General features: G+C 52.4%; 34 protein-coding genes. 3 read left to right on the forward strand and 31 right to left on the reverse strand.

Annotated features, from left to right (window positions below; genetic code table 11):
* Window positions 1-203: hypothetical protein (locus JET16_RS30110; RefSeq protein ID WP_233531535.1), on the forward strand; the 203-nt coding region annotated here is incomplete at its 5' end.
* Between the two features lie 46 nt (window positions 204-249).
* Here JET16_RS30110 and JET16_RS12960 read toward each other — a convergent pair.
* From JET16_RS12960 to JET16_RS12970, 3 genes are all read right to left on the reverse strand, one after another.
* Window positions 250-1,074, reverse strand: coding sequence for a hypothetical protein (locus JET16_RS12960; RefSeq protein WP_199616490.1), 825 nt, complete (start codon window positions 1,072-1,074; stop codon window positions 250-252).
* A 151-nt stretch (window positions 1,075-1,225) separates the two neighbouring features.
* Window positions 1,226-1,444: a hypothetical protein gene (locus JET16_RS12965; protein WP_199616493.1), complete on the reverse strand. Its 219-nt coding sequence runs from the start codon at window positions 1,442-1,444 to the stop codon at window positions 1,226-1,228.
* A 176-nt stretch (window positions 1,445-1,620) separates the two neighbouring features.
* Window positions 1,621-2,235 carry a stage II sporulation protein M gene (locus tag JET16_RS12970; protein WP_199616496.1) on the reverse strand — a complete coding sequence of 205 codons (615 nt, stop codon included), beginning with the start codon at window positions 2,233-2,235 and terminating at the stop codon, window positions 1,621-1,623.
* 160 nt (window positions 2,236-2,395) lie between these two features.
* On the opposite strand from JET16_RS12970, the gene pdaB reads away from it, so the two are divergent.
* Complete coding sequence (gene pdaB / locus JET16_RS12975; RefSeq protein ID WP_199616499.1) at window positions 2,396-3,196, forward strand: polysaccharide deacetylase family sporulation protein PdaB; 801 nt, start codon at window positions 2,396-2,398, stop codon at window positions 3,194-3,196.
* 37 nt (window positions 3,197-3,233) lie between these two features.
* On the opposite strand, the gene JET16_RS12980 is transcribed toward pdaB, so the two are convergent.
* Complete coding sequence (locus JET16_RS12980; RefSeq protein WP_199616502.1) at window positions 3,234-3,845, reverse strand: KinB-signaling pathway activation protein; 612 nt, start codon at window positions 3,843-3,845, stop codon at window positions 3,234-3,236.
* 164 nt (window positions 3,846-4,009) lie between these two features.
* Between JET16_RS12980 and gerD the strand changes: the two genes are divergently transcribed.
* Window positions 4,010-4,636 carry a spore germination lipoprotein GerD gene (gene gerD / locus JET16_RS12985; protein ID WP_199616504.1) on the forward strand — a complete coding sequence of 209 codons (627 nt, stop codon included), beginning with the start codon at window positions 4,010-4,012 and terminating at the stop codon, window positions 4,634-4,636.
* A 54-nt stretch (window positions 4,637-4,690) separates the two neighbouring features.
* On the opposite strand, the gene JET16_RS12990 is transcribed toward gerD, so the two are convergent.
* The 27 genes from JET16_RS12990 to rplN form a co-directional block, all read right to left on the reverse strand.
* Window positions 4,691-5,773: an Mrp/NBP35 family ATP-binding protein gene (locus JET16_RS12990; protein ID WP_199616506.1), complete on the reverse strand. Its 1,083-nt coding sequence runs from the start codon at window positions 5,771-5,773 to the stop codon at window positions 4,691-4,693.
* Between the two features lie 122 nt (window positions 5,774-5,895).
* Window positions 5,896-6,783, reverse strand: coding sequence for an N-acetylmuramoyl-L-alanine amidase CwlD (gene cwlD / locus JET16_RS12995; protein ID WP_199616508.1), 888 nt, complete (start codon window positions 6,781-6,783; stop codon window positions 5,896-5,898).
* Window positions 6,784-6,895: 112 nt separating this feature from the next.
* Window positions 6,896-8,077 (reverse strand): sulfate adenylyltransferase, encoded by a 1,182-nt coding sequence (gene sat, locus JET16_RS13000; RefSeq protein ID WP_199616510.1) that lies wholly within the window; start codon window positions 8,075-8,077, stop codon window positions 6,896-6,898.
* Window positions 8,078-8,111: 34 nt separating this feature from the next.
* Window positions 8,112-8,807: a phosphoadenylyl-sulfate reductase gene (locus tag JET16_RS13005; protein WP_199616511.1), complete on the reverse strand. Its 696-nt coding sequence runs from the start codon at window positions 8,805-8,807 to the stop codon at window positions 8,112-8,114.
* A gap of 275 nt (window positions 8,808-9,082) precedes the next feature.
* Window positions 9,083-9,475, reverse strand: coding sequence for a 30S ribosomal protein S9 (gene rpsI / locus JET16_RS13010; RefSeq protein ID WP_199616513.1), 393 nt, complete (start codon window positions 9,473-9,475; stop codon window positions 9,083-9,085).
* A 20-nt stretch (window positions 9,476-9,495) separates the two neighbouring features.
* Complete coding sequence (gene rplM, locus JET16_RS13015; RefSeq protein ID WP_199616516.1) at window positions 9,496-9,933, reverse strand: 50S ribosomal protein L13; 438 nt, start codon at window positions 9,931-9,933, stop codon at window positions 9,496-9,498.
* 199 nt (window positions 9,934-10,132) lie between these two features.
* Window positions 10,133-10,903: a tRNA pseudouridine(38-40) synthase TruA gene (truA, locus tag JET16_RS13020; protein ID WP_199616519.1), complete on the reverse strand. Its 771-nt coding sequence runs from the start codon at window positions 10,901-10,903 to the stop codon at window positions 10,133-10,135.
* A gap of 86 nt (window positions 10,904-10,989) precedes the next feature.
* Window positions 10,990-11,364: a 50S ribosomal protein L17 gene (rplQ, locus tag JET16_RS13025; protein ID WP_199616522.1), complete on the reverse strand. Its 375-nt coding sequence runs from the start codon at window positions 11,362-11,364 to the stop codon at window positions 10,990-10,992.
* 108 nt (window positions 11,365-11,472) lie between these two features.
* Entirely contained in the window at window positions 11,473-12,417 is a 945-nt protein-coding gene (locus JET16_RS13030; protein ID WP_199616525.1) for a DNA-directed RNA polymerase subunit alpha, read from the reverse strand.
* A 124-nt stretch (window positions 12,418-12,541) separates the two neighbouring features.
* Window positions 12,542-12,940, reverse strand: a complete 399-nt coding sequence (gene rpsK, locus JET16_RS13035; protein WP_199616527.1) for a 30S ribosomal protein S11 — start codon at window positions 12,938-12,940, stop codon at window positions 12,542-12,544.
* 19 nt (window positions 12,941-12,959) lie between these two features.
* Complete coding sequence (gene rpsM, locus JET16_RS13040; protein ID WP_199616529.1) at window positions 12,960-13,328, reverse strand: 30S ribosomal protein S13; 369 nt, start codon at window positions 13,326-13,328, stop codon at window positions 12,960-12,962.
* Window positions 13,329-13,347: 19 nt separating this feature from the next.
* On the reverse strand, window positions 13,348-13,461 hold the full coding sequence (rpmJ, locus tag JET16_RS13045) for a 50S ribosomal protein L36 (RefSeq protein ID WP_003333770.1): 114 nt from the start codon (window positions 13,459-13,461) through the stop codon (window positions 13,348-13,350).
* Window positions 13,462-13,499: 38 nt separating this feature from the next.
* A complete protein-coding gene (gene infA, locus JET16_RS13050; protein WP_015253312.1) occupies window positions 13,500-13,715 on the reverse strand; it encodes a translation initiation factor IF-1 in 216 nt (71 codons plus the stop codon).
* Window positions 13,708-14,031: a KOW domain-containing RNA-binding protein gene (locus tag JET16_RS13055; RefSeq protein ID WP_199616833.1), complete on the reverse strand. Its 324-nt coding sequence runs from the start codon at window positions 14,029-14,031 to the stop codon at window positions 13,708-13,710. Before JET16_RS13055 ends, infA begins: the two co-directional genes overlap by 8 nt.
* 10 nt (window positions 14,032-14,041) lie before the next feature.
* Window positions 14,042-14,791, reverse strand: a complete 750-nt coding sequence (gene map, locus JET16_RS13060) for a type I methionyl aminopeptidase (RefSeq protein ID WP_199616530.1) — start codon at window positions 14,789-14,791, stop codon at window positions 14,042-14,044.
* Entirely contained in the window at window positions 14,792-15,442 is a 651-nt protein-coding gene (locus JET16_RS13065) for an adenylate kinase (RefSeq protein ID WP_199616531.1), read from the reverse strand. It abuts the gene before it with no gap.
* A 31-nt stretch (window positions 15,443-15,473) separates the two neighbouring features.
* Entirely contained in the window at window positions 15,474-16,778 is a 1,305-nt protein-coding gene (gene secY / locus JET16_RS13070) for a preprotein translocase subunit SecY (protein WP_199616533.1), read from the reverse strand.
* The gene (rplO, locus tag JET16_RS13075) at window positions 16,778-17,218 is read right to left on the reverse strand and encodes a 50S ribosomal protein L15 (protein ID WP_199616535.1); all 441 of its coding nucleotides are present in this window, start codon (window positions 17,216-17,218) and stop codon (window positions 16,778-16,780) included. The genes secY and rplO overlap by 1 nt, the downstream gene beginning before the upstream one ends.
* A gap of 63 nt (window positions 17,219-17,281) precedes the next feature.
* Window positions 17,282-17,464: a 50S ribosomal protein L30 gene (gene rpmD / locus JET16_RS13080; protein ID WP_199616537.1), complete on the reverse strand. Its 183-nt coding sequence runs from the start codon at window positions 17,462-17,464 to the stop codon at window positions 17,282-17,284.
* Between the two features lie 16 nt (window positions 17,465-17,480).
* On the reverse strand, window positions 17,481-17,981 hold the full coding sequence (gene rpsE, locus JET16_RS13085; protein ID WP_199616539.1) for a 30S ribosomal protein S5: 501 nt from the start codon (window positions 17,979-17,981) through the stop codon (window positions 17,481-17,483).
* A 25-nt stretch (window positions 17,982-18,006) separates the two neighbouring features.
* Window positions 18,007-18,372, reverse strand: coding sequence for a 50S ribosomal protein L18 (gene rplR / locus JET16_RS13090; protein WP_199616542.1), 366 nt, complete (start codon window positions 18,370-18,372; stop codon window positions 18,007-18,009).
* Window positions 18,373-18,447: 75 nt separating this feature from the next.
* On the reverse strand, window positions 18,448-18,993 hold the full coding sequence (gene rplF, locus JET16_RS13095; protein WP_199616544.1) for a 50S ribosomal protein L6: 546 nt from the start codon (window positions 18,991-18,993) through the stop codon (window positions 18,448-18,450).
* Between the two features lie 32 nt (window positions 18,994-19,025).
* Window positions 19,026-19,424 (reverse strand): 30S ribosomal protein S8, encoded by a 399-nt coding sequence (gene rpsH, locus JET16_RS13100; protein WP_199616545.1) that lies wholly within the window; start codon window positions 19,422-19,424, stop codon window positions 19,026-19,028.
* A 33-nt stretch (window positions 19,425-19,457) separates the two neighbouring features.
* Complete coding sequence (locus tag JET16_RS13105) at window positions 19,458-19,643, reverse strand: type Z 30S ribosomal protein S14 (RefSeq protein ID WP_199616546.1); 186 nt, start codon at window positions 19,641-19,643, stop codon at window positions 19,458-19,460.
* A 29-nt stretch (window positions 19,644-19,672) separates the two neighbouring features.
* On the reverse strand, window positions 19,673-20,215 hold the full coding sequence (gene rplE, locus JET16_RS13110) for a 50S ribosomal protein L5 (protein WP_199616547.1): 543 nt from the start codon (window positions 20,213-20,215) through the stop codon (window positions 19,673-19,675).
* 30 nt (window positions 20,216-20,245) lie between these two features.
* A complete protein-coding gene (gene rplX / locus JET16_RS13115) occupies window positions 20,246-20,602 on the reverse strand; it encodes a 50S ribosomal protein L24 (RefSeq protein WP_199616548.1) in 357 nt (118 codons plus the stop codon).
* Window positions 20,603-20,663: 61 nt separating this feature from the next.
* Complete coding sequence (gene rplN / locus JET16_RS13120; RefSeq protein ID WP_199616550.1) at window positions 20,664-21,032, reverse strand: 50S ribosomal protein L14; 369 nt, start codon at window positions 21,030-21,032, stop codon at window positions 20,664-20,666.
* Window positions 21,033-21,042: the final 10 nt, after the last annotated feature.

The following is a 21,042-nucleotide window of genomic DNA, read 5'->3' on the forward strand; positions in this document are numbered from 1 at the left end:
ACTCGTTGTTCAGTTTTCAAGGAACAAGCTTCGGCTTTTTCAACCGCCACCGTTTTAGCGGCGACTTTTATATACTATCACATCCAGCATATACAATGCAAGTTGTTTTTTCAGGAAATTTCAACCTCATCTTGCCGGATGCGACATCAATACTTTGTACAGTTCCCTCGTCATCGGACGATTTTCGGAACAGCGAGAAATAATTTATCACATGCATGCCTTCAAGGTCAAGCCCCGCTAAAATTTACCTCAATCAGAAAACCTTCTATCGAAGCACAAGTGCTCCTGTTTTACTTCGGCACAACGTGGTTCAGCCGCGAACCACCGTGTTTCATTGTGAAACAAGCGCTTCCGTTTATCCGCCTCCTGTTTCACTTCGGCACAACGTGGTTCAGCCGCAAACCACCGTGTTTCATTGTGAAACAAGCGCTTCCGTTTATCCGCCTCCTGTCTCACTTCGGCACAACGTGGTTCAGCCGCGAACCACCGTGGTTCATTGTGAAACAAGCGCTTCCGTTTATCCGCCTCCTGTCTCACTTCGGCACAACGTGGTTCAGCCGCGAACCACCGTGTTTCATTGTGAAACAAGCGCTTCCGTTTATCCGCCTCCTGTTTCACTTCGGCACAACGTGGTTCAGCCGCAAACCACCGTGTTTCATTGTGAAACAAGCGCTTCCGTTTATCCGCCTCCTGTCTCACTTCGGCACAACGTGGTTCAGCCGCGAACCACCGTGTTTCATTGTGAAACAAGCGCTTCCGTTTATCCGCCTCCTGTTTCACTTCGGCACAACGTGGTTCAGCCGCAAACCACCGTGTTTCATTGTGAAACAAGCGCTTCCGTTTATCCGCCTCCTGTCTCACTTCGGCACAACGTGGTTCAGCCGCGAACCACCGTGTTTCATTGTGAAACAAGCGCTTCCGTTTATCCGCCTCCTGTTTCACTTCGGCACAACGTGGTTCAGCCGCGAACCACCGTGTTTCATTGTGAAACAAGCGCTTCCGTTTATCCGCCTCCTGTTTCACCTCGGCACAACGTGGTTCAACCGTGAAGCACCATGTTTCAATGTGAAACAAGCACTACCGTTTCATCCGCCTCCTGCTTCACTTCGCACGATGTGCATAAGAAAACTTCTATCGAAGTACATTCAAGGAAGCCAGACCGCCATTAAAGCAAGTTTTTCAGATCAGAGTTATAAAAACGAAAACCCGGCGCAAACCGGGCTACTTAACGCGTTTTACGATTCAGTGCATAACGGGACAGATCCTTCGGCGACGCCAATCGCGCATACATCCGAAATATTACTTTATAGCGGCTTTCGATCGCCGTCTTCATATCGGCGTCGATTCGGCTGTCGCGCAAGTCCAACAGCATTTCATCCAACTCTTTGCGCAAAATATAATCCAGTTCGCGGCATTCCCTATCGGAAAATAATATTCCGAGCATGATCGAACGCAAGCCCCCTCACAGCTAACAATTAAAGTACATATACAGCAAGGACTAAACAAGAATTATCGCGGCTCAAATGCTGAAAGAGACATACGCCGGACGCCTTATTGTTATGTACATCTTTTGCCATTTTTATAATTGAAGGAGGCTTAATTGCCCATATTTCCCCAAAATCACCCGCGAACAAGCCAAAATGTAATTGTGCTTTCAATAAAAGCGGCCGCCAGAAGCGATAAGAACAAAAACGCAATGAGACGTTTCAACGATCCGTGGAACCGTTTGAGCTCCCCGCGTTCGTCCCTTCTCCTCCCGCGAATCGCGCCGGCCAACTCACGAAATATAAGCCCCCCGTAACGAAGGCCGTAAGCAGCCGCAATAATTATAGCCGTCAATTCCAACACTCCATGCGGCAAAATGCCGCGTACCACCATACTGCCGGCATCAATCCCGGATTCCGCCGCCACCGAAACGATATAGCCTAACAGCATGCCGTTCACCGTCAGCAAAAACACCGGAAAAATACCGAACAGCGCTCCCAAAAACACAACGGCCACGGCTTTAATGAAATTGTTGAAGAAGATGAACAAAAATATCCAAACCTGCGCATTATCCATTTGATCCAATCTTTCCACCGTTTGCCGAAGCGAATCCGCTTGACCAAGCAAAAACCGGTCGAGCGCATCGGTTCCGTATCCGATCGCAATCCCCGCGATAAATATGAGAGCGCCGGTAAAGATATAACGCTTCAACCTCGCCAAGTCCGCCGCAAATTCCCTCAAACTGCTCAAGGCTCCACTCTCCCTTCGTGTTTTCAGTCCCCGGTTTATTCGTGCCCTTTTTTGTCCAAAAATGCTTGCATAACTTGTCTCCTCCGGCATAAACATGTACTACCGATGAAACAAGCCCGTGAGGGGGACGCTCCAAGCCGGGACAAAGGAGGACCTACCAGTGAACGTATTTTATGTGCTCAACGGTAAAAAACTGAAACAATACTTCATTGTGTTCCTGGCGGCATTGTTTACAGCAGGCGTCATCTACGCGGAACGCGAAAATTTGACCGTGTTCCAAAGAGACGACGGCCCGGCGGCCATTTACCAGGTGAACACAAACAAAAAAGTGCTCGCGCTCACCTTTGACATCTCCTGGGGAGAAACTCGAACCGAGCCGATCATCGACATTTTGAAGCAAAAAGGGGTTGAAAAAGCGACGTTCTTCTTGTCTTCGCCCTGGAGCAAAAGCCACCCGGAAATTGTAAAGAAAATATTGGACGCCGGTTACGAAATCGGCAGCCATGGCCATAAACATACGAATTACAGCGAATTGTCCGATGAAGAAATACGCAAGCAAATCCGTACCGCGCATGCGATATTGACGGAGGTAACGGGGCAAAGCCCGAAGCTGCTCCGCTTGCCCAACGGCGATTTCGACAAACGCGTCCTTCGTATCGCCGACGAGCTCGGTTACCGGACCGTTCAATGGGGGACCGATTCGCTGGACTGGAAAAACCCCGGTGTCGACAATATCGTGAAGCGCGTATTGTCCGGAGCTCATCCGGGAGACATCGTTCTGATGCATGCGAGCGACTCGAGCAAGGAGACGCACAAAGCGCTCCCGATCATAATCGATGAGCTGAGAGCGAAGGGCTACGATTTCGCGTCGGTTACCGAGTTGATTGAAGGCGCGAACTCGAAGGGGGCGAAAGCGCAAGAACAAAAGCCCGCACAGCCTCGGAAATCGCCGACGTTATAGCGGCGCGTCGTGAATAAACCGGCAGGTTTAAGCGCACTTATGCGCGGCCTGCCGGTTCGTTTCGTTCCGTACCGAGCAGTTTATGCAGCTGCATGATTTGCCATGCGTTGCAAGCAAAGAGCGGCGCAACCATAAATAAGGTGCCGTAAGGGTTATATTGACGGAGCGCCGGCACGGCCTCGAGCAGCGTGACCGCCGTAAGGAAAAACAACGTGGGCACGAACGAATTCCGGTTCGTTTGCTTAACTTTCAGCCGGGCGATCGGCAGCGACGCAATAAGGAGGACGGCCGGAACGAAAAAGTACGGAATGATCGGCTCCCCTGCTTTTGCGCGCAGCACCGCGGAATACACGGAGATGACGACAATAAGAAAAATCTGAGCATAAGCCCATATCGTCTTGGAACGGATGATGCCTTGAGCGAAATAATTCATCGTTAAATACGCAAAAAAGCCGAGGTGGCTGAACGCGCCAAGAAGCGCCCCTACGATAACCGTTCCCACGAGGTTATACCCGAACCCCTGCAGCCCGATTTGTACCGGATTATAATCCGGGTCGGCAAATTGAACCGCAAGTCCAATACCCAACGCAACCAAAATGCCGATTCCCACCGTACTCATAAACAGAAAAGTCCACCTTGCGAGATTCATTTCCGTGTCTCCTCTTGCTTTGTCGCTTGCGCGCCGACATTTTTAAAGTTCGCCGCAACCTTCATTTTACCAACCGCCGTCAAAAAAAGCCAACGAAGCCGCTTCATAATCCTGTGCCTCGCGACAAACAATAAACCCAAACTCGAGGAAAGGGAGCAGTCCTCATGAAAACTTATGCAACTCGTTGGCTGAGCGCGGTGACCGCACTATCGTTGCTTACGGCTTGCGCCGTGGAGCAGCAGGAGGCCGCACCGCCGGATTATAAAGAAGTCAAGGACATGGTTGTCGACATATTGAAGACGGAAGACGGGCAAAAGGCGATCGAGGAAGCGCAAAAGAAAGCGCAAGGCGATCAGCAATCGGAAACAATGAAAATTTTGCAGACCGGGCAAGGGATGCAGCTGAAAATGGCCGTGAAGGAAGTATTGTCCGACCCCGCCTACTCGACCGCGCTTAAAGAAATGATGGTGGACCCGAAATTTGCCGGCGATTTCGCCAAAGCTCTAAACAAAGAAGTCAAAGACGTCCACAAGGATTTATTAAAGGATCCGAAATACCGGGAAGCGCTGATCGAGGTGTTGAAGGATCCGAAATTTACGAAAATTATGATGGACACGATGAAGAGCACCGAATACCGGCAGCAAATAATGACAGTGATGAACGATACGCTGCAAAGCCCGTTGGTTCAGGCGGAATTGATCAAGCTTATGCAGAAAGCGCTGGAAGAGCAAGCGAAGCCGAAGAAAAAAGACAAGGCGGCCGGCGAGGCGGAAGGCGGCGGCGGCAGTTAAGGCGAAAAAACCCGGGAAGCTTTGATGGAAAGCATCCCGGGTATTCGTGCTGGATTATCGCGTGCTTGCGATAATTTTGTCCGCAAGCTCGAGGTATAGTCGTCCCGTCGGGGATTCCTGCTTATATACGGAGGGCGAGTAGTCCGGTTCGGACGGATGGTTGTCCGGAGCGCCGAGCGGAACTTGCAGCAGAAGCTCGGTGTGCAGCTCCTCCGCCAGTTTGGCTCCGCCGCCGCGGCCGAATACGTAGTCTCTTTCACCGTCGCCCCGCTCGTACCACGCCATGTTCTCGACGACGCCGAGAATTTCGTGGTTCGTGTGCAGGGCCATCGCGCCTGCGCGAGCGGCGACGAAAGCGGCGGTCGCATGCGGCGTCGTCACCAATATTTCCTTGCTCTGCGGAATCATCTGGTGTACGTCCAGCGCGACGTCTCCCGTTCCCGGCGGCAGGTCGAGCAGGACGAAGTCGAGCTCGCCCCAATCGATTTCGGTCAAGAAGTTGCGCAGCATCTTGCCTAGCATCGGACCGCGCCAAATAACCGGAGCGTTCTCCTCGACAAAGAAGCCCATGGAGATCACCTTCACGCCGTGGCTCGTTACCGGAACGACGGCGTTGCCTTCCAAGGCCGGGCGTTCCTCAATACCCATCATATCGGGCACGCTGAAGCCGTAAATGTCGGCGTCTATAAGGCCGACACGTTGGCCGCGGCGGGCAAGCGCGACGGCCAAGTTAACCGTAACCGTCGATTTGCCGACGCCGCCCTTGCCGCTCGCGACGGCGATGAACGTCGCGTCTTTGTTTGCTTCCAGCAGCGGCCGAACGCGGGTTTGCGGCTCTTCGGGCGCTTGAGCTTGAGCGGCCTGCAGCTTCTTCGAAATCTCGGCACGCTCGAAATCCGAAGCGTCCCGGCTCCGGATGTGCACTTCGCCGATCCCCGCGGCGCTAAGGGCCTCCCGCACCGCGTCTTCCATTTCCCGCTTCGCTTCAGCGCTGTCGGTGGCCACCACAAGCGTTAAAGAAGCGCCGGTTTCCTTCACCATTATGTCCCGGATCAATCCCAGGTCCACCAAGCTAAGCCCCGTGCCGGGATCCTGAATGTTGCGCAGCGCGTTTATCGCTTCGTCTCTTGTAACCAAATAAATTCACCCTCAAGAATGATATCGTTGTTCTGTTTTTCTATTCATGTGCTTCGATCGAAGTTTTCTTTTACATTAGCATAAATAGCTTCTCTACTCCAATGTAACGGAGGACATATCAATTATGGAACCGGGTGCTCCGGGTTGCCGGCGCCGTCATCCGGTTTAGGCCCATCCGCCCCAGGCTCGTGCTCGGGACCGCGGACCTCCGGCTGCCCGGCATCGCTTTGAACGCCTTGCTCCATATCCTCCACAGTCTTTTGTCCCGAAATTTTTTCACCGGAAGCATAGCGCAGGAAAGCTCTGTAGATCGCAGCGGCCACCTTCTTCTGATAATCCGGCTGAGCAAGCCTGCCGGCCTCTTCGGGGTTGGACAAAAATCCGACCTCGACAAGCGCCGCGGGCATCTCCGCTTGATCGAGCAAGTAAATTCCCTTGATTCTCTTCGCCCTCCGGTCGGTTTGCACTACATTTTTTTTAAGCTCCTCTTGAATGAAGAGCGAAAGCCTTTTATTGTCCTCATGATTGTATGTATAAAATGTTTGAGGCCCGTACCACTTGGATGAACCGATCGCATTAAGATGTATGGAAACAAACGAGCTTGCACCCGATTCCTTAATTATTTCCGCTCGCTCTTTTAAATCATATGTTTTTCGCCGGCTGTAACCTCTCATTCCTTCCGGCGCCAAATCCGTATCCGTTTCTCGGGTCATCACGACTACCGCTCCCGATTGCTGTAGATAGTCCCTTAAATACAAGCTGATGGCCAGCGTCACATCCTTCTCTACAAGACCGTCGCGCGAGTTCGCTCCCCCGTCCGGTCCGCCGTGGCCGGGGTCAATGGCGATGATTTTACCCGAAAGCGGCAGTGTCCAGTAAGTCCAAGTCTTGTCCGCAGGCAGCTGATTTGTGAACACATACACAAGAAGCGCCGCTATCAGCGCCATTGTGATCATCTTCGTCTTGTTAAGGCCTGCGACCAAAAAGACGACACGCTTGCGCCTTCTCATAAGAAAAACTCCTTTCGAAGTACTCTCAATGAAGCGGGTACGTCGAAAGAAAAATCCACCCCGTACCCAATAGATTCGATAACTCATCTATATGGGACAGGGTGGACAAATATTACTCGGCTGCCGATGTTACGGCATTCTCGGCCATGCCTTCGATCAATATCTTCGCCACTTCCGGGCGTGTGAATTCCGGAGGAGGGCATTGGCCGTCGCGCAGCAGAGCGCGAACCTTAGTGCCGGAAAGATGCATGTGATCGCTCTTGTCGTGCGGACAAGTTTTGCTCGACGCCATGTTGCCGCACTTCGTGCAGAAGAAGCTGTGCTCGAAGAAGAGCGGCGTAATGCCGAGCTCTTCCGCCGTAAAATTGCGGAATATTTCTTGCGCTTCGTACGTGCCGTAGTAATCTCCGACACCCGCATGGTCGCGACCCACAATGAAGTGCGTGCAGCCGTAGTTTTTCCGGACCATTGCGTGGAAGATCGCTTCGCGGGGTCCCGCGTAACGCATCGCCGCAGGGAACACTCCGAGGTGAACGCGGTCTTTCGGATAGTAGTTCTCCAAGAGCACAAGGTAGCTGCGCATGCGGACGTCGGCAGAAATATCGTCGGATTTCGTTTCGCCGACGAGCGGATTTAAGAACAATCCGTCCACGATCTCCATGGCGCTCTTCTGAATATATTCATGCGCCCGGTGCACCGGGTTTCGAGTTTGAAAACCGACGATCGTGCGCCAGCCTTTCTCGGCGAACAAGGCGCGCGTTTGCGCGGGATCGAAATAAAACTCTTGGAATTTGTCGCGTTTCGGCCGGTTCAGAACCGTAATCTCTCCGCCGACGTACGACGCCGGTCGGTCAAACAGCTTTGCTACGCCGGGATGCTCAGGATCGCTCGTCTTGAATACTTTCATCGCTTCTTCTTTCTGATCGACACGGTATTTATCTTCAACATCGAGAATGGCGTACACGATACCGTCGGAAGCCCCGACTAGCGCCACCTTCTCTCCGATGATCAAATCTCCGAATATTTTCTCCTCTACGGAGAACGTGACCGGGATGCTCCATACCGTACCGTCCGCAAGCCGCATCCGATCGAGTACGGAACGGTAATCCGCCTCTCTAAGGAACCCGGTAAGAGGCGAGAACGCACCGACCGCGATACAATCGATATCGGACAGCGTCCAAGCGTTCACAGGGAGCTTGCGGAGGCTGTTAGCCAAGTTCAGCAAGTCTTCCCGTTCCTGGCCTTGCGCCAACCTGTTAACCAACGTACCGCCGTGAGGTTGAATGGTGGACATGTACTTTGTTCCTCCTGCATCGATAAAGTTTTCCTTACTTATGCAATCCGCACTCCGTCTTTTCGGTACCGGACCAACGCCCTGCGCGAGGATCTTCGCCCGGGGCCACCGGACGCGTGCAATACTCGCAGCCGATGCTCGGAAAGTTCCTGTCGTGCAGCGGGTTGTACGGCACATCGTTTGCACGGATATAATCCCACACGTCTTCCGTAGTCCAAGAAGCAAGCGGGTTAAACTTCACAAGTCCGAATTTTACGTCGTATTCAACCTTCTTGGCGTTCGCCCGCGTCGGAGCCTGGTCACGGCGAATACCGGTAATCCAAGCGTCGTACTTGCCAAGAATTTCAACAAGCGGTTCCACTTTGCGGATGTTGCAGCATTGATTCGGGTCGCTCTTCCACAATTGTTCGCCGAATTGAGCGGCTTGCTCTTCCGGTGTAAGCTTCGGCTTCACTTGAACGAATTGTATATTATGGTAACGCTCTTTAAGACGATCTCTTGTTTCGTAAGTTTCTTTGAAGTGGAAGTCGGTATCTAAATAAAAAATGTCTTTGCCCTGGCTCACCTTTTGCAACATATCTACCAGTACGACGTCTTCAGCTCCAAAACTGCACGCAAGCGTGATGGACGGAAAAGCTTCTACCGCCCACTTCAGCAATTCCTCCGGGGATTCATTCTCAAAACGCTCCGCTGCTTCCCCAATGAGACGTTCTTTCTCCAACAAGTTCATCTCCGGCCCTCCTCCGAATAATTCCAACTAATACACTCAACTTTATAGGGATAACCTTATTATAGATGTCTGAGTCAGATTGTCAATTGGGCTATAGACTATATATCCATATTCGATTATGCCGCGCGGGGTGCAAAAAAGAGCCCGCCGCTCATCGCCTTAATTCGTCTAAGAAGACGGCTATGCTGATTATCGCAACGTATAACGGCAAAAAACCCCGCAAGACGAAAATACGTCGTTGCGGGGCATAATTGTAATACGTATCGCTGCTTCGATTAACGCTTCGAGAATTGCGGAGCGCGGCGAGCGGCTTTCAAACCGTATTTCTTACGTTCCTTCATCCGCGGATCGCGGGTCAGGAAGCCAGCGCGCTTCAACGGGGAACGGAATTCCGGATCTGCTTTGAGCAAAGCGCGGGAAATACCGTGACGGATTGCGCCCGCTTGACCCGTGATGCCGCCGCCGTTAGCGAGTACGATAACGTCGTATTTACCGAGCGTATCCGTAAGAGCAAGCGGTTGTTTTACGATCAACTTGAGCGACTCCAATCCGAAATATTCGTTCAAGTCGCGACGGTTGATGATGATGTTGCCTTCGCCCGGAACAAGACGTACGCGAGCGATGGAATGTTTACGACGACCGGTGCCATAGTATTGGAATTGTGCCATATGTCGAACCTCCTCCTACCTTAACCGCGCAACTCGTAAACTTGCGGGTTTTGTGCGGCATGCGGATGTTCGCTGCCGGCGTACACTTTCAACTTCGTCTTCAAACGATCGCCAAGCTTGTTCTTCGGCAACATGCCGTGGATGGCGATTTCAAGCATGCGCTCCGGTTTCGTCTGGATCATGACGTGCGCCGGGGTAACTTTCAAGCCGCCCATATAACCGGAATGGCGGTAGTAGTTTTTCTGCTGCATCTTCTTTCCTGTCAAAACAATTTTCTCTGCATTGATGATGACGACGAAGTCGCCTGTATCTATATGCGGAGTGAACTGAGGCTTGTTCTTGCCGCGAAGCAAGGATGCCGCTTCGCTTGCCAAACGTCCGAGCGTCTTGCCTTCGGCGTCGATGAGATGCCACTTGCGCTCGACTTCGTTAGGCTTGGCCATGTAGGTAGTACGCATCGAAAATCCTCCTTAACCATCTGTCATCTATATGTTCGTGTCAATTTGCCGTCATGCCGACGGCAAAGCCATGTTCGTTAGAAAAAGACTTAGCGGCTCTATGGAAGAGCTTTGCCGGGGCTGTGGGAGAGCTGACAAAGCGAAGCCATACAACATAATACAACATATCCTGGCGTATAGCAAGCATTTCTTTGGGGAATCAGTCGTCATAACGAACTTCCCATAAAGTTAAACCTTGCGCCTTGGCTGTCGGTCCCGCTTGTGTCCGATCCCTTGCCTCCAAGATGCGCCTCATGTCCGAGCTGCTCAGCTTTCCTTCCCCTATGGAGATGAGCGTGCCCGTTATGATCCGCACCATATGATACAAAAATCCGTTCCCCGTCAAAAAGACACGAAGTACCCCCGTACCCGGCACGTTATTCATTCCGGGCACTTCTTCTTGCTCGAGCCTGGCTTCGTATATGGTTCGGATGCGCGATTCGCATCCGGTGCGCATACTGCAGAACGATGTAAAATCATGCTCGCCGACGACTGCCGGCAGCGCGTCCTTCATCGCTTGTACGTTAAGCGGCCCGGGATGGTGGTACTGCGTATGTTTGGAAAACACGTCCGCGTACCGGTTACCGTTAATCGCGTAGCAATACGTCTTTCGCTTAGCCGACTTCCGGGCGTGGAATTCGAGAGGAACGTCCTCCGCCCTCCATACGACGATATCGGGCGGCAGATAAGAGTTAAGCGCCCGGCACCATCTGCCGGCGGGTATGGACGACCCGGTAATGAAATTCACCACCTGAGCGCGCGCATGAACCCCCGCATCCGTGCGGCCGGAAGCGATGACCGTTGTTTCAACGCCGGTTACGGCACGTAAGGCCGATTGCAATCTGGCTTGTATCGTATCTTTTCCCGGTTGGCTTTGAAACCCGAAGTATGCCGAACCGTCGTAACTGACGGTTAGTCGTACGTTACGCAAGATCATCGCTTCCTAACCGTACCTACAAAAAAAGGGCTCGGGGGAATCCGGCAGATTCCTTCCGCCCTTCTCTCGTAAGCCAGAAATTACGCTTCCGCGCGGTCTATAAGCTCCAAGTACACCATCGGCGCAGAGTCGCCGCGGCGAGGACCAAGCTTCAAGATCCGAGTGTAACCGCCCGGGCGCTCAGCATAACGAGGCGCCAATTCGGAGAACAGCTTCTGGATCGCGTCCTTGCCCTCTTGCGCTTCCTCGCGGCGAACGAACGCAGCCACTTGGCGGCGTGCGTGAAGGTCTCCGCGCTTCGCGAGCGTAATCAGCTTCTCGGCGATGGAGCGCACTTCCTTAGCTTTCGCTTCCGTCGTTTGGATGCGTTCGTAGATAAACAAATCCGTTACCAAATCGCGGAACAGCGCTTTACGGGCGCTGGAATCGCGGCCCAACTTTTGATATGCCGTCATGGGAAGTCCCTCCTTTGCTGTTTATTTTCATGACAGCGAACAACCTTCGGCTGCCTCATTCCTTAAAGATCGTGTCTATTCCGTATGAGGAGGGCGGAAAGCTTCCGGTCAGTCTTCCTTGCGGAGTCCAAGACCGAGCTCTTCGAGCTTCTCCTGCACTTCTTCAAGGGATTTGCGTCCGAGATTCCGCACTTTCATCATATCCTCTTCCGACTTCGTAATGAGCTCTTGAACCGTGTTAATGCCGGCACGCTTCAAGCAGTTGTACGAACGGACGGACAGATCAAGCTCTTCGATCGTCATCTCGAGCACTTTTTCTTTCTTGTCTTCTTCTTTTTCGACCATGATCTCGGCATCTTTCGCTTCATCGGTCAAACCGACGAACAAATACAGATGCTCGGTCAATATTTTCGCGCCCAAGCTTACGGCTTCTTCAGGGCGGATACTGCCATCAGTCCATACTTCCAGTGTCAGCTTGTCGTAGTTTGTCACTTGACCGACGCGGGTATTTTCCACACTGTAGTTAACGCGGGTAATGGGCGTATAGATCGAATCTACCGGGATGACGCCGATCGGCTGATCATCTCTCTTGTTCTTGTCCGCGGACACGTACCCGCGGCCGCGCTGCGCTTGTATTCGCATGTGCAGCCGGGCGTCGGAAGACAAAGTGGCGATATGCAAATCGGGATTCAGTATCTCAACGTCGCTGTCGGCGCGAATATCGCCGGCAGTAACGACCCCTTCGCCTTCGGCGTCGATCTCGAGTACCTTCTCTTCGTCCGAGTGAATTTTTAACGAAAGACCTTTCAAGTTAAGAATGATCTCCGTAACATCCTCTATAACTCCGGGAACGGTGGAAAACTCGTGCAGAACACCGTCGATTTGTACGCTTGTCACGGCAGCGCCCGGCAGCGACGACAGCAAGATTCGGCGCAGCGAATTACCGAGCGTCGTGCCGTAACCCCGTTCAAGAGGCTCTACGACGAACCGGCCGTAGGCGCCGTCCTCGCTAACTTGTACGGTTTCGATCTTCGGCTTTTCGATTTCGATCATCGACTAATACCCTCCTTAAACGTCGCTTAAGCTCAAACTAAAAAAGTCAAAAACCGTAGTATGCCTATCCTTCACACCCATTATTCACATGTATCGGATATTTATACCACACCATGAGCCTTACTTACACGCGACGACGTTTCGGCGGGCGGCAACCGTTGTGCGGAATCGGAGTCACGTCTTTGATCAGGTTCACTTCAAGCCCGGCGGCTTGGAGCGAGCGGATCGCAGCTTCGCGTCCCGCACCCGGACCTTTAACCATGACTTCCACGCTCTTCAAGCCGTGTTCCATTGCGGCTTTCGCAGCGGTTTCCGCTGCCATTTGGGCCGCGAACGGCGTGCTCTTGCGGGAACCTCTGAATCCGAGGCCGCCGGAGCTTGCCCAAGAAATCGCGTTTCCATGCGGGTCGGTAATCGTTACGATCGTGTTGTTAAACGTAGAGCGAATGTGCGCTACGCCGGTCTCGATATTTTTCCGATCGCGGCGTTTCGTACGAACCGCTTTCTTAGCGGGTTTGGCCATTGTTCATTATCCCCCCTTATTATTTCTTCTTATTTGCTACAGTCCGACGAGGACCTTTACGCGTACGTGCGTTTGTTTTCGTCCGTTGTCCGCGAACCGGTAATCCGCGGCGGTGGCGAAGTCCGCGATAAGAACCGATTTCGATAAGGCGCTTAATGTTGAGAGATATCTCTCTGCGAAGATCGCCTTCCACTTTAATGTTCTTGTCGATTTGTTCGCGCAATCGGCTTACTTCGTCTTCCGTCAAGTCTCTAACCCGTGTATTCGGGTTTACGCCAGTAGCCGCAAGAATTTTCTGAGCGTTTGTTTTACCGATGCCGAAAATATACTGCAATGCGATCTCGACGCGCTTGTCGCGGGGTAAGTCTACACCAGCAATACGTGCCATAAGTTAGCGGTGCACCTCCTTAGCCTTGTTTTTGTTTGTGTTTCGGGTTTTCACAAATGACCATCACGTTGCCCTTACGGCGGATGACCTTGCACTTTTCACAAATCGGTTTTACCGATGGTCTAACTTTCATTGGGAGTACCTCCTCAAAAACGTGTTACGTAAGGCGAATCATTTGCGGTACGTAATTCGCCCTCTCGTCAAATCGTACGGGGAAAGTTGAATAACGACCTTGTCTCCCGTCAAGATCCGGATAAAGTGCATGCGCAGCTTACCCGAGACGTGGGCGAGAATTTGGTGCCCGTTCTCCAACTCGACGCGAAACATGGCGTTCGGCAACGGCTCGATGACCGTGCCTTCGACTTCAATCACATCTTCCTTAGCCATTCCTTGTCTCCTTTCCAATATCTTCGGTAGGATTGCTTTCCAGAAATTTTAGAAGCGCAAACCGGAGCTTGCCGTTCGTGACTCTTCCGGTTTCCTGCAAACTGCTTGCAACCTCGCTGCTGACGAAATCCGTAAATTCGAGGTGCAACACGTTTTTCTTCTTGGGCTGATCGAACTTTCGCTTGTCGCCGTCTGCGATCAGAACGAACCGTTCGTCGATAATGCCGACAATTACGGCAAAGTTTTCTTGATCTCTGCCGCGCAACGTCTTAACGACTTGCCCGAGCTTCGGTTCCGCATTTGAAACCACGCGCATCACCTGAATGTTAGCATTTCGTCAATATCTCGTATCCGTCGTCCGTTATGGCGATCGTATGCTCGAAATGCGCGCATAGCGATCCGTCCACCGAAACGACCGTCCAGTTGTCCGACAGCGTCTTTACATATCGCTCGCCTGCATTGACCATCGGTTCGATGGCGAGCGTCATGCCCGGCTTTAAGCGCGGTCCGCGATCGGGCAATCCGTAGTTCGGGATTTGCGGTTCTTCATGCAGCTTTGAGCCGATGCCGTGACCGACATATTCCCGAACGATCGAGAAGCCTGCATCTTCCGCAACTTTCTGAATGGCATGAGAAATGGTATACAATCTAGCATTCGGCACCGCCTGCGCAAGTCCTGCATACAGCGCTTGTTCCGTCACCTGCAGCAACCGTTGGGCGGTTTCGGATATGCGGCCGACACCGTATGTCCAAGCCGAATCTCCGTGATAACCTTCGAACTGCGCTCCGACGTCGATGCTGATAATATCGCCTTCTTGAAGCGCCCTCTTCGAACTCGGAATCCCGTGAACCAATTCCTCGTTTACCGAAGTGCATATACTGGCAGGAAAGTCGTTGTAGCCTTTGAAAGACGGCACAGCCCCCTGGCTGCGGATGTAAGAATCGGCAATCGAATCGAGCTCCGCCGTCGTCGCGCCAGGGCGGATCGCCCTGGCCAGCAGCCGGTGGGTCTCAGCCACGATGCGTCCCGCTTCCCGTAACGAATCGAGTTCCGTTCGCGACTTGCAAATGATCATCTACGCACGGCCTCGCAGCACGTTAAAGAGTTCTGCGGTTACTTCATCGATCTCCCGCTCGCCGTTCAATTCGCGCAACAAACCTTTATTGCCGTAATAGTCAAGGAGCGGTGCCGTTTTGTTGATATATTCGTCCAAACGGGTGCCGACTTTCTCTTCCGTGTCGTCGGAGCGCTGATACAGCTCTCCTCCGTCTTTATCGCAAACGCCTTCCTTGGCCGGCGGGTTGAAGATGACGTGGTACGTCGCTCCGCATGTCCGGCATATCCGGCGGCCCGTCAGGCGGGCAAGAAGCAGCTCGCGGTCAACCTTCAGGTTCACTACATGATCGATCGCCTTACCCATCGAAGCCACGATATCGTCAAGCGCCTCCGCTTGCGAGATCGTCCGGGGAAATCCGTCAAGCATGAACCCTTTCTTGCAATCGTCCTGCTGCAAACGTTCGCGAACGATACCGATCGTCACGTCGTCAGGCACAAGCAATCCGGCATCGACATATTCCTTCGCTTTAAGGCCGAGCGCCGTGCCTTCTTTCATTGCGGCTCGGAACGCGTCTCCTGTGGAGATGTGCGGAATTCCGAATTCAGATATAATCCGTTCCGCCTGCGTTCCTTTGCCAGCCCCGGGGGGCCCCATGAGAATCAAGTTCATAGCGCGGTTTCTCTCCTCCTGCTCCGTACGGTTATCGATTGATGAACCCTTTGTAGTGTCTTTTGATCAATTGGCTCTCAATCTGTTTCATCGTCTCAAGCGCAACGCCCACTACGATGAGCAAGCTCGTTCCGCCGACCGTCACCGTGTTCGGAAGACCTGCGAGGTTTCCGAAGAATACGGGCAGGATCGAGATGACAGCAAGGAAGATCGCGCCGGACAACGTAATGCGCGAAATGACTTTCGTCAAATATTTCGAAGTTGTAACGCCAGGGCGAATGCCAGGGATATATCCGCCGTTCTTCTTCATGTTGTCAGCCATTTGCACCGGGTTGATCTGCACGAACGTGTAGAAGAACGTAAACCCGACGATGAGCAGAACATAAAGCACCATACCGAGCGGCGCAGTGTAGTACGTATTGTCGATAACCCACTGTGCGACCGGATGCGTGCTGAAGAAACTGGCGATCGTGTACGGGAACAAGAGCAGCGACAAGGCGAAGATTACCGGGATGACACCCGCGGCGTTCACCTTAAGCGGGATATGCGTCGACTGTCCGCCGTACATCTTTCTTCCTACAACGCGTTTTGCGTATTGAACCGGAATTTTACGGACACCTTGTTGAACAAAAATGACGCCGACCACAATCGCGATGATGACAAGCACGATGAGGACCACCTTCAAAATGTTCAAGAACAAGGCGTTTTCCGTTGCGTTCGTAAAGAGCGTTTGGTTGATTTGCTGGATGGCCGTCGGAATCGCCGCAATGATCCCCGCAAAGATGAGGATCGATATGCCGTTGCCGATTCCCTTCTCGGTGATTTGTTCGCCGAGCCACATAAGGAACGCGGTGCCTGCCGTCAACACAATCGCAATAATCGTGAATGTGGTAAAGCTGGTGTCCAGCACGAGCCCCGGGAACAAGTTGTTGAACCCTATGGACAAACCATATGCTTGGATCACGCCAAGCACTATAGTCCCGTATCGGGTAATTTGCGCCAATTTCCGCCGGCCTACCTCGCCTTCCTTGGCCCACTGCGTGAACCTCGGAATAACGTCCATCGTAAGCAATTGAACGATAATGGATGCGGTAATGTACGGCATTATCCCCATCGCGAAGATGGAGAATTGGAACAATGCACCGCCGGAGAACGTATTGATTAGCCCGAATACGCCCTGCGAGTTTTGAATGTCCGCAGCCTTCAGCGCATCGATGTTAATGTTCGGCACCGGAATGAATGCGCCGAGACGGTAGATGATCAAGATACCCAGCGTGAATAAAATCCGGTTCCGAAGTTCGCTAATCTTCCAAATGTTCTTAACGGTCTTTAGCATTAGATCACCTCGGCGGTGCCGCCTGCAGCATTGATTTTTTCGGCTGCGGATTTAGAGAACTTGTTGGCTTTCACAGTCAGCTTAACGGTCAACTCGCCGTCGCCCAGCACTTTGATGCCGGCTTGCGGGTTTTTGATGATTCCGGATTCGATCAAGAGTTCCGGCGTCACTTCCGTTCCATCGGCAAAAGCGTTCAACTGGTCAAGGTTCACAATTGCGTATTCCTTGCGGAACGGGTTATGGAAACCTCGTTTCGGCAATCGGCGATACAGAGGGTTTTGACCGCCTTCGAATCCGGGACGTACACCGCCGCCGGCGCGCGCGTTTTGACCCTTGTGACCTCTTGTCGACGTTTTACCCATGCCGCTGCCGACGCCGCGCCCTACGCGCTTGCGCGTTTGGCGGGAACCAGGTGCCGGTTGCAGTTCGTGGATTTTCATCGTCGCACCTCCTTTGAATTGTTCCGAACATCTTTATATTGATTGTACTATTTGAATATTTGACTATTCGACTTCTTTCACTTCTACCAAGTGTATCACTTTGTTGACCATTCCGCGAATGGCCGGATTGTCGGTATGAACGACAGACTGGTGCATCTTGCGCAGCCCCAGCGTCCGGACCGTAACGCGTTGGTCTTCCGGGCGACCGATCAAGCTGCGCTTGAGGGTGATTTGCAGTTTCGCCACGAACGTCCCCTCCTCGTTATCGTAGTAACTCTTCTACCGTTTTGCCGCGAAGCTTCGCAACGTCTTCCGCACGCTTCAAACGGGACAAACCCTCCAACGTAGCGTTCACCATGTTGATGGAGTTGGAAGAACCGAGCGATTTCGTCAAAATGTCGCCGACACCCGCAAGTTCCAATACCGCGCGAACCGGGCCGCCGGCGATAACGCCTGTACCTTCGGAAGCAGGCTTCAACAGAACTTGGCCTGCGCCGAACTTGCCGACAACAAGGTGCGGGATTGACGTTCCGACAATCGGAACTTTAATGAGATTCTTCTTCGCGTCTTCAATGCCTTTACGAATCGCCTCCGGAACCTCGGCAGCTTTGCCGATGCCCGCGCCTACGTGCCCTTGGCCGTCGCCTACAACGACAAGCGCGCTGAAGCTGAAGCGGCGTCCGCCTTTAACAACTTTGGCGACACGGTTAATGTTAACGACCTTTTCCGTTAATTCGCCTACTTGAGATGGATCTATGCGCAAGTGGTAACCCTCCTTGTTTGTAAGATTAGAATTCCAACCCGCCTTCGCGAGCCGCGTCCGCCAACGCTTGAATGCGTCCATGGTACAAGTAACCGCCGCGGTCGAAAACTATGCTCTTTAAACCTTTCTCCGTCGCTCTCTTCGCGATCAATTCACCGACTTTACGTGCCGCTTCGACGTTGCCGCCGTTCTCGATTCCGTCCAATTCCTTGTCGAGTGTAGATGCGGCTGCAATCGTTACGCCTTGTACGTCGTCAATGATTTGCGCGTAAATGTGCTTCGAAGAACGAAACACGTTCAAGCGAGGACGTTCGGTTGTGCCTTGGATTTTCTTGCGCACACGCAGATGACGCACTTTACGTGTTTTATTTTTATCGCTTTTCGTAATCATGGGCTGTTTTCACTCCCCTCTTGCTTGATCAACGCCGGTTATGCGGCGTTCCTGCTTATGCAGCCTGGCTTACAATTACTTCTTCTTGCCGCCGGCTTTACCTTCTTTACGAAGAATGCGCTCGTTTTCGTACTTGATGCCTTTGCCTTTATACGGCTCCGGTTCGCGTACGGAGCGGATTTTTGCGGCATACGCGCCTACAAGCTCTTTATCGATACCTTTGACAATAATTTTATTGTTTGCAGGCACATCGAACTCGACGCCTTTCTCCGGCACGATTTCCACCGGGTGTGAGTAACCTACGTTCAAGACAAGCTTTTCGCCTGATTTGTTCGCACGGTAACCTACGCCGACAAGGTCAAGCGCTTTTGAGTAACCTTCGGTAACGCCGGCAACCATGTTTGCGATAACGCTGCGAGTCGTTCCGTGAAGGGAACGGTGCAGCTTGTGCTCGGACGGACGTTCTACGGTTACTTCGTTTTCCGCTACGTTAATTTTCATATCTTTGTGCAATTCGCGCGTGAGCGTTCCTTTCGGGCCTTTCACCGTAATCGTACGGTTGTCAAGCGCTACGTTCACACCGTTCGGAATTGCGATCGGTTTGCGTCCAATACGGGACATCGTTCGTTACACCTCCGTTCGTGCTTGATGTATTACCACACGTAAGCGACAACTTCGCCGCCGGACTTTGTCTGACGGGCTTCTTTATCGGTCATGACGCCTTTGGACGTCGAAATGATCGCAATACCCAAACCGCCCAAAACGCGAGGCAGTTCAGTCGACTTCGCGTATACGCGCAAGCCGGGTTTGCTGATGCGCTTCAATCCAGTAATTACGCGCTCGTTGTTCGAACCGTATTTTAAGAACAAGCGGATGATCCCCTGCTTGTTGTCCTCAACATATTCGGCATCCCGAACGAAACCTTCGCGCTTCAAAATTTCGGCGATTTCACGCTTAATCTTCGAAGCCGGTATTTCCACTGTTTCGTGGCGAACCGTGTTTGCGTTGCGGATGCGTGTAAGCATATCTGCAATCGGATCGGACATAACCATGAAATACGTACCTCCTTCCCTCAATCGGGTATATTACCAGCTAGCTTTTTTCACGCCGGGAATTTGTCCTTTATAAGCCAACTCGCGGAAGCAAATACGGCAGATGTGGAATTTCCGCAATACGGAATGCGGGCGGCCACAGCGTTCGCAACGCGTATACGCCTGCACTTTAAACTTCGGTTTCCGTTGTTGCTTGATCTTCATCGAAGTTTTTGCCACTTGCGTGAGTCACCTCCATTAGATTTAAATTACTTCGTAAACGGCATTCCCATTTGGTTGAGCAATTCACGGGCTTCTTCGTCCGTGTTGGCGGTCGTCACGATGACGATATCCATGCCGCGCACCTTGTCGACTTTGTCGTACTCGACTTCAGGGAAAATCAATTGCTCTTTCAGGCCGAGCGTGTAGTTTCCGCGACCGTCAAACGCCTTCGTCGATACGCCGCGGAAGTCGCGAACGCGGGGAAGCGCAATGTTGAACAACTTGTCGAGGAAGAAATACATACGCTCGCCGCGAAGCGTAACCTTCACGCCGATCGGCATTCCTTCACGCAGTTTGAAACCCGCGATCGATTTTTTCGCCTTCGTGATTACCGGCTTTTGGCCTGCGATCAGCTGCATGTCTTCAACCGCCGCGTCCAGCACCTTTGAGTTGCCGACTGCGTCGCCTACGCCCATGTTGATGACGACTTTCTCGATCTTCGGAACCTGCATTACCGATTTATAATTGAACCTCTGCATCAACGCAGGAGTCACTTCATTCAGAAACCGTTCTTTAAGTCTTGCTGCCATCTAAGGATTGCCCTCCTTCCTGCACGGGTATTATTTGTCGATCGCTTCGCCCGAACGTTTCGCGATGCGCACTTTATTACCGTTCTCAAGCAATTTGTACCCGATTCGAGTCGGCTTGCCGCTCTTCGGATCGATATGCATAACGTTCGAAACGTGGATCGGCGCCTCTTGCTCGACGATTCCGCCTTGCGGATTCTTTTGGTTCGGCTTCGTGTGCTTCTTCACCATATTAACGCCTTCCACAAGCACGCGGTTTTCGCGCGGATAGGCGGCGATAATGCGGCCTTTCTTGCCTTTATCTTTGCCGGTGATCACGATCACCGTGTCGTCTTTTTTCACGTGAAGCTTGTTGTTATGGCTTTCCAACATTTTTTTCAATCGTGGCATGTTACCTCTTACACCTCCGTCTAACCGAAGTGAGTTCATTTCAAGCTATGGTTTTTGCGGATCAAATTACCTCAGGAGCCAGGGAAACGATCTTCATGAAATCGCGGTCGCGGAGTTCGCGAGCGACAGGTCCGAAGATACGGGTTCCGCGCGGGCTCTTGTCTTCCTTCACGATAACCGCTGCATTCTCGTCGAACGAGATATAGGAACCGTCTTTACGGCGCGCGCCGCGCTTCGTACGAACGATAACGCATTTCACAACGTCGCCTTTTTTGACAACGCCACCTGGTGTTGCTTCTTTGACGGAACAAACGATCATATCGCCGATGTTTGCGAACCGGCGTCCTGTACCGCCCAATACGCGGATGCACATGAGTTCTTTCGCGCCGGAATTGTCGGCAACTCTCAAACGCGTAAACGGTTGAATCATGTTGTGTCCT

The sequence above is a fragment of the Paenibacillus alkalitolerans genome (assembly GCF_016482785.1).
GTDB classification, from domain to species: domain Bacteria; phylum Bacillota; class Bacilli; order Paenibacillales; family YIM-B00363; genus Paenibacillus_AE; species Paenibacillus_AE alkalitolerans.

Excerpts from the sequence above, each read along its gene's own strand:
- JET16_RS12965 (WP_199616493.1), bottom strand. The coding sequence starts at position 1,444 with ATGCTCGGAATATTATTTTCCGATAGGGAATGCCGCGAACTGGATTAT.
- JET16_RS12980 (WP_199616502.1), bottom strand. The coding sequence starts at position 3,845 with ATGAATCTCGCAAGGTGGACTTTTCTGTTTATGAGTACGGTGGGAATC.
- gerD (WP_199616504.1), top strand. The coding sequence starts at position 4,010 with ATGAAAACTTATGCAACTCGTTGGCTGAGCGCGGTGACCGCACTATCG.
- cwlD (WP_199616508.1), bottom strand. The coding sequence starts at position 6,783 with ATGAGAAGGCGCAAGCGTGTCGTCTTTTTGGTCGCAGGCCTTAACAAG.
- sat (WP_199616510.1), bottom strand. The coding sequence starts at position 8,077 with ATGTCCACCATTCAACCTCACGGCGGTACGTTGGTTAACAGGTTGGCG.
- JET16_RS13005 (WP_199616511.1), bottom strand. The coding sequence starts at position 8,807 with ATGAACTTGTTGGAGAAAGAACGTCTCATTGGGGAAGCAGCGGAGCGT.
- rpsI (WP_199616513.1), bottom strand. The coding sequence starts at position 9,475 with ATGGCACAATTCCAATACTATGGCACCGGTCGTCGTAAACATTCCATC.
- rplM (WP_199616516.1), bottom strand. The coding sequence starts at position 9,933 with ATGCGTACTACCTACATGGCCAAGCCTAACGAAGTCGAGCGCAAGTGG.
- rplQ (WP_199616522.1), bottom strand. The coding sequence starts at position 11,364 with ATGACGGCATATCAAAAGTTGGGCCGCGATTCCAGCGCCCGTAAAGCG.
- JET16_RS13030 (WP_199616525.1), bottom strand. The coding sequence starts at position 12,417 with ATGATCGAAATCGAAAAGCCGAAGATCGAAACCGTACAAGTTAGCGAG.
- rpsK (WP_199616527.1), bottom strand. The coding sequence starts at position 12,940 with ATGGCCAAACCCGCTAAGAAAGCGGTTCGTACGAAACGCCGCGATCGG.
- rpsM (WP_199616529.1), bottom strand. The coding sequence starts at position 13,328 with ATGGCACGTATTGCTGGTGTAGACTTACCCCGCGACAAGCGCGTCGAG.
- rpmJ (WP_003333770.1), bottom strand. The coding sequence starts at position 13,461 with ATGAAAGTTAGACCATCGGTAAAACCGATTTGTGAAAAGTGCAAGGTC.
- infA (WP_015253312.1), bottom strand. The coding sequence starts at position 13,715 with ATGGCTAAGGAAGATGTGATTGAAGTCGAAGGCACGGTCATCGAGCCG.
- JET16_RS13055 (WP_199616833.1), bottom strand. The coding sequence starts at position 14,031 with ATGCGCGTGGTTTCAAATGCGGAACCGAAGCTCGGGCAAGTCGTTAAG.
- map (WP_199616530.1), bottom strand. The coding sequence starts at position 14,791 with ATGATCATTTGCAAGTCGCGAACGGAACTCGATTCGTTACGGGAAGCG.
- JET16_RS13065 (WP_199616531.1), bottom strand. The coding sequence starts at position 15,442 with ATGAACTTGATTCTCATGGGGCCCCCCGGGGCTGGCAAAGGAACGCAG.
- secY (WP_199616533.1), bottom strand. The coding sequence starts at position 16,778 with ATGCTAAAGACCGTTAAGAACATTTGGAAGATTAGCGAACTTCGGAAC.
- rplO (WP_199616535.1), bottom strand. The coding sequence starts at position 17,218 with ATGAAAATCCACGAACTGCAACCGGCACCTGGTTCCCGCCAAACGCGC.
- rplR (WP_199616542.1), bottom strand. The coding sequence starts at position 18,372 with ATGATTACGAAAAGCGATAAAAATAAAACACGTAAAGTGCGTCATCTG.
- rplF (WP_199616544.1), bottom strand. The coding sequence starts at position 18,993 with ATGTCCCGTATTGGACGCAAACCGATCGCAATTCCGAACGGTGTGAAC.
- rpsH (WP_199616545.1), bottom strand. The coding sequence starts at position 19,424 with ATGGTTATGTCCGATCCGATTGCAGATATGCTTACACGCATCCGCAAC.
- rplE (WP_199616547.1), bottom strand. The coding sequence starts at position 20,215 with ATGGCAGCAAGACTTAAAGAACGGTTTCTGAATGAAGTGACTCCTGCG.
- rplX (WP_199616548.1), bottom strand. The coding sequence starts at position 20,602 with ATGCCACGATTGAAAAAAATGTTGGAAAGCCATAACAACAAGCTTCAC.
- rplN (WP_199616550.1), bottom strand. The coding sequence starts at position 21,032 with ATGATTCAACCGTTTACGCGTTTGAGAGTTGCCGACAATTCCGGCGCG.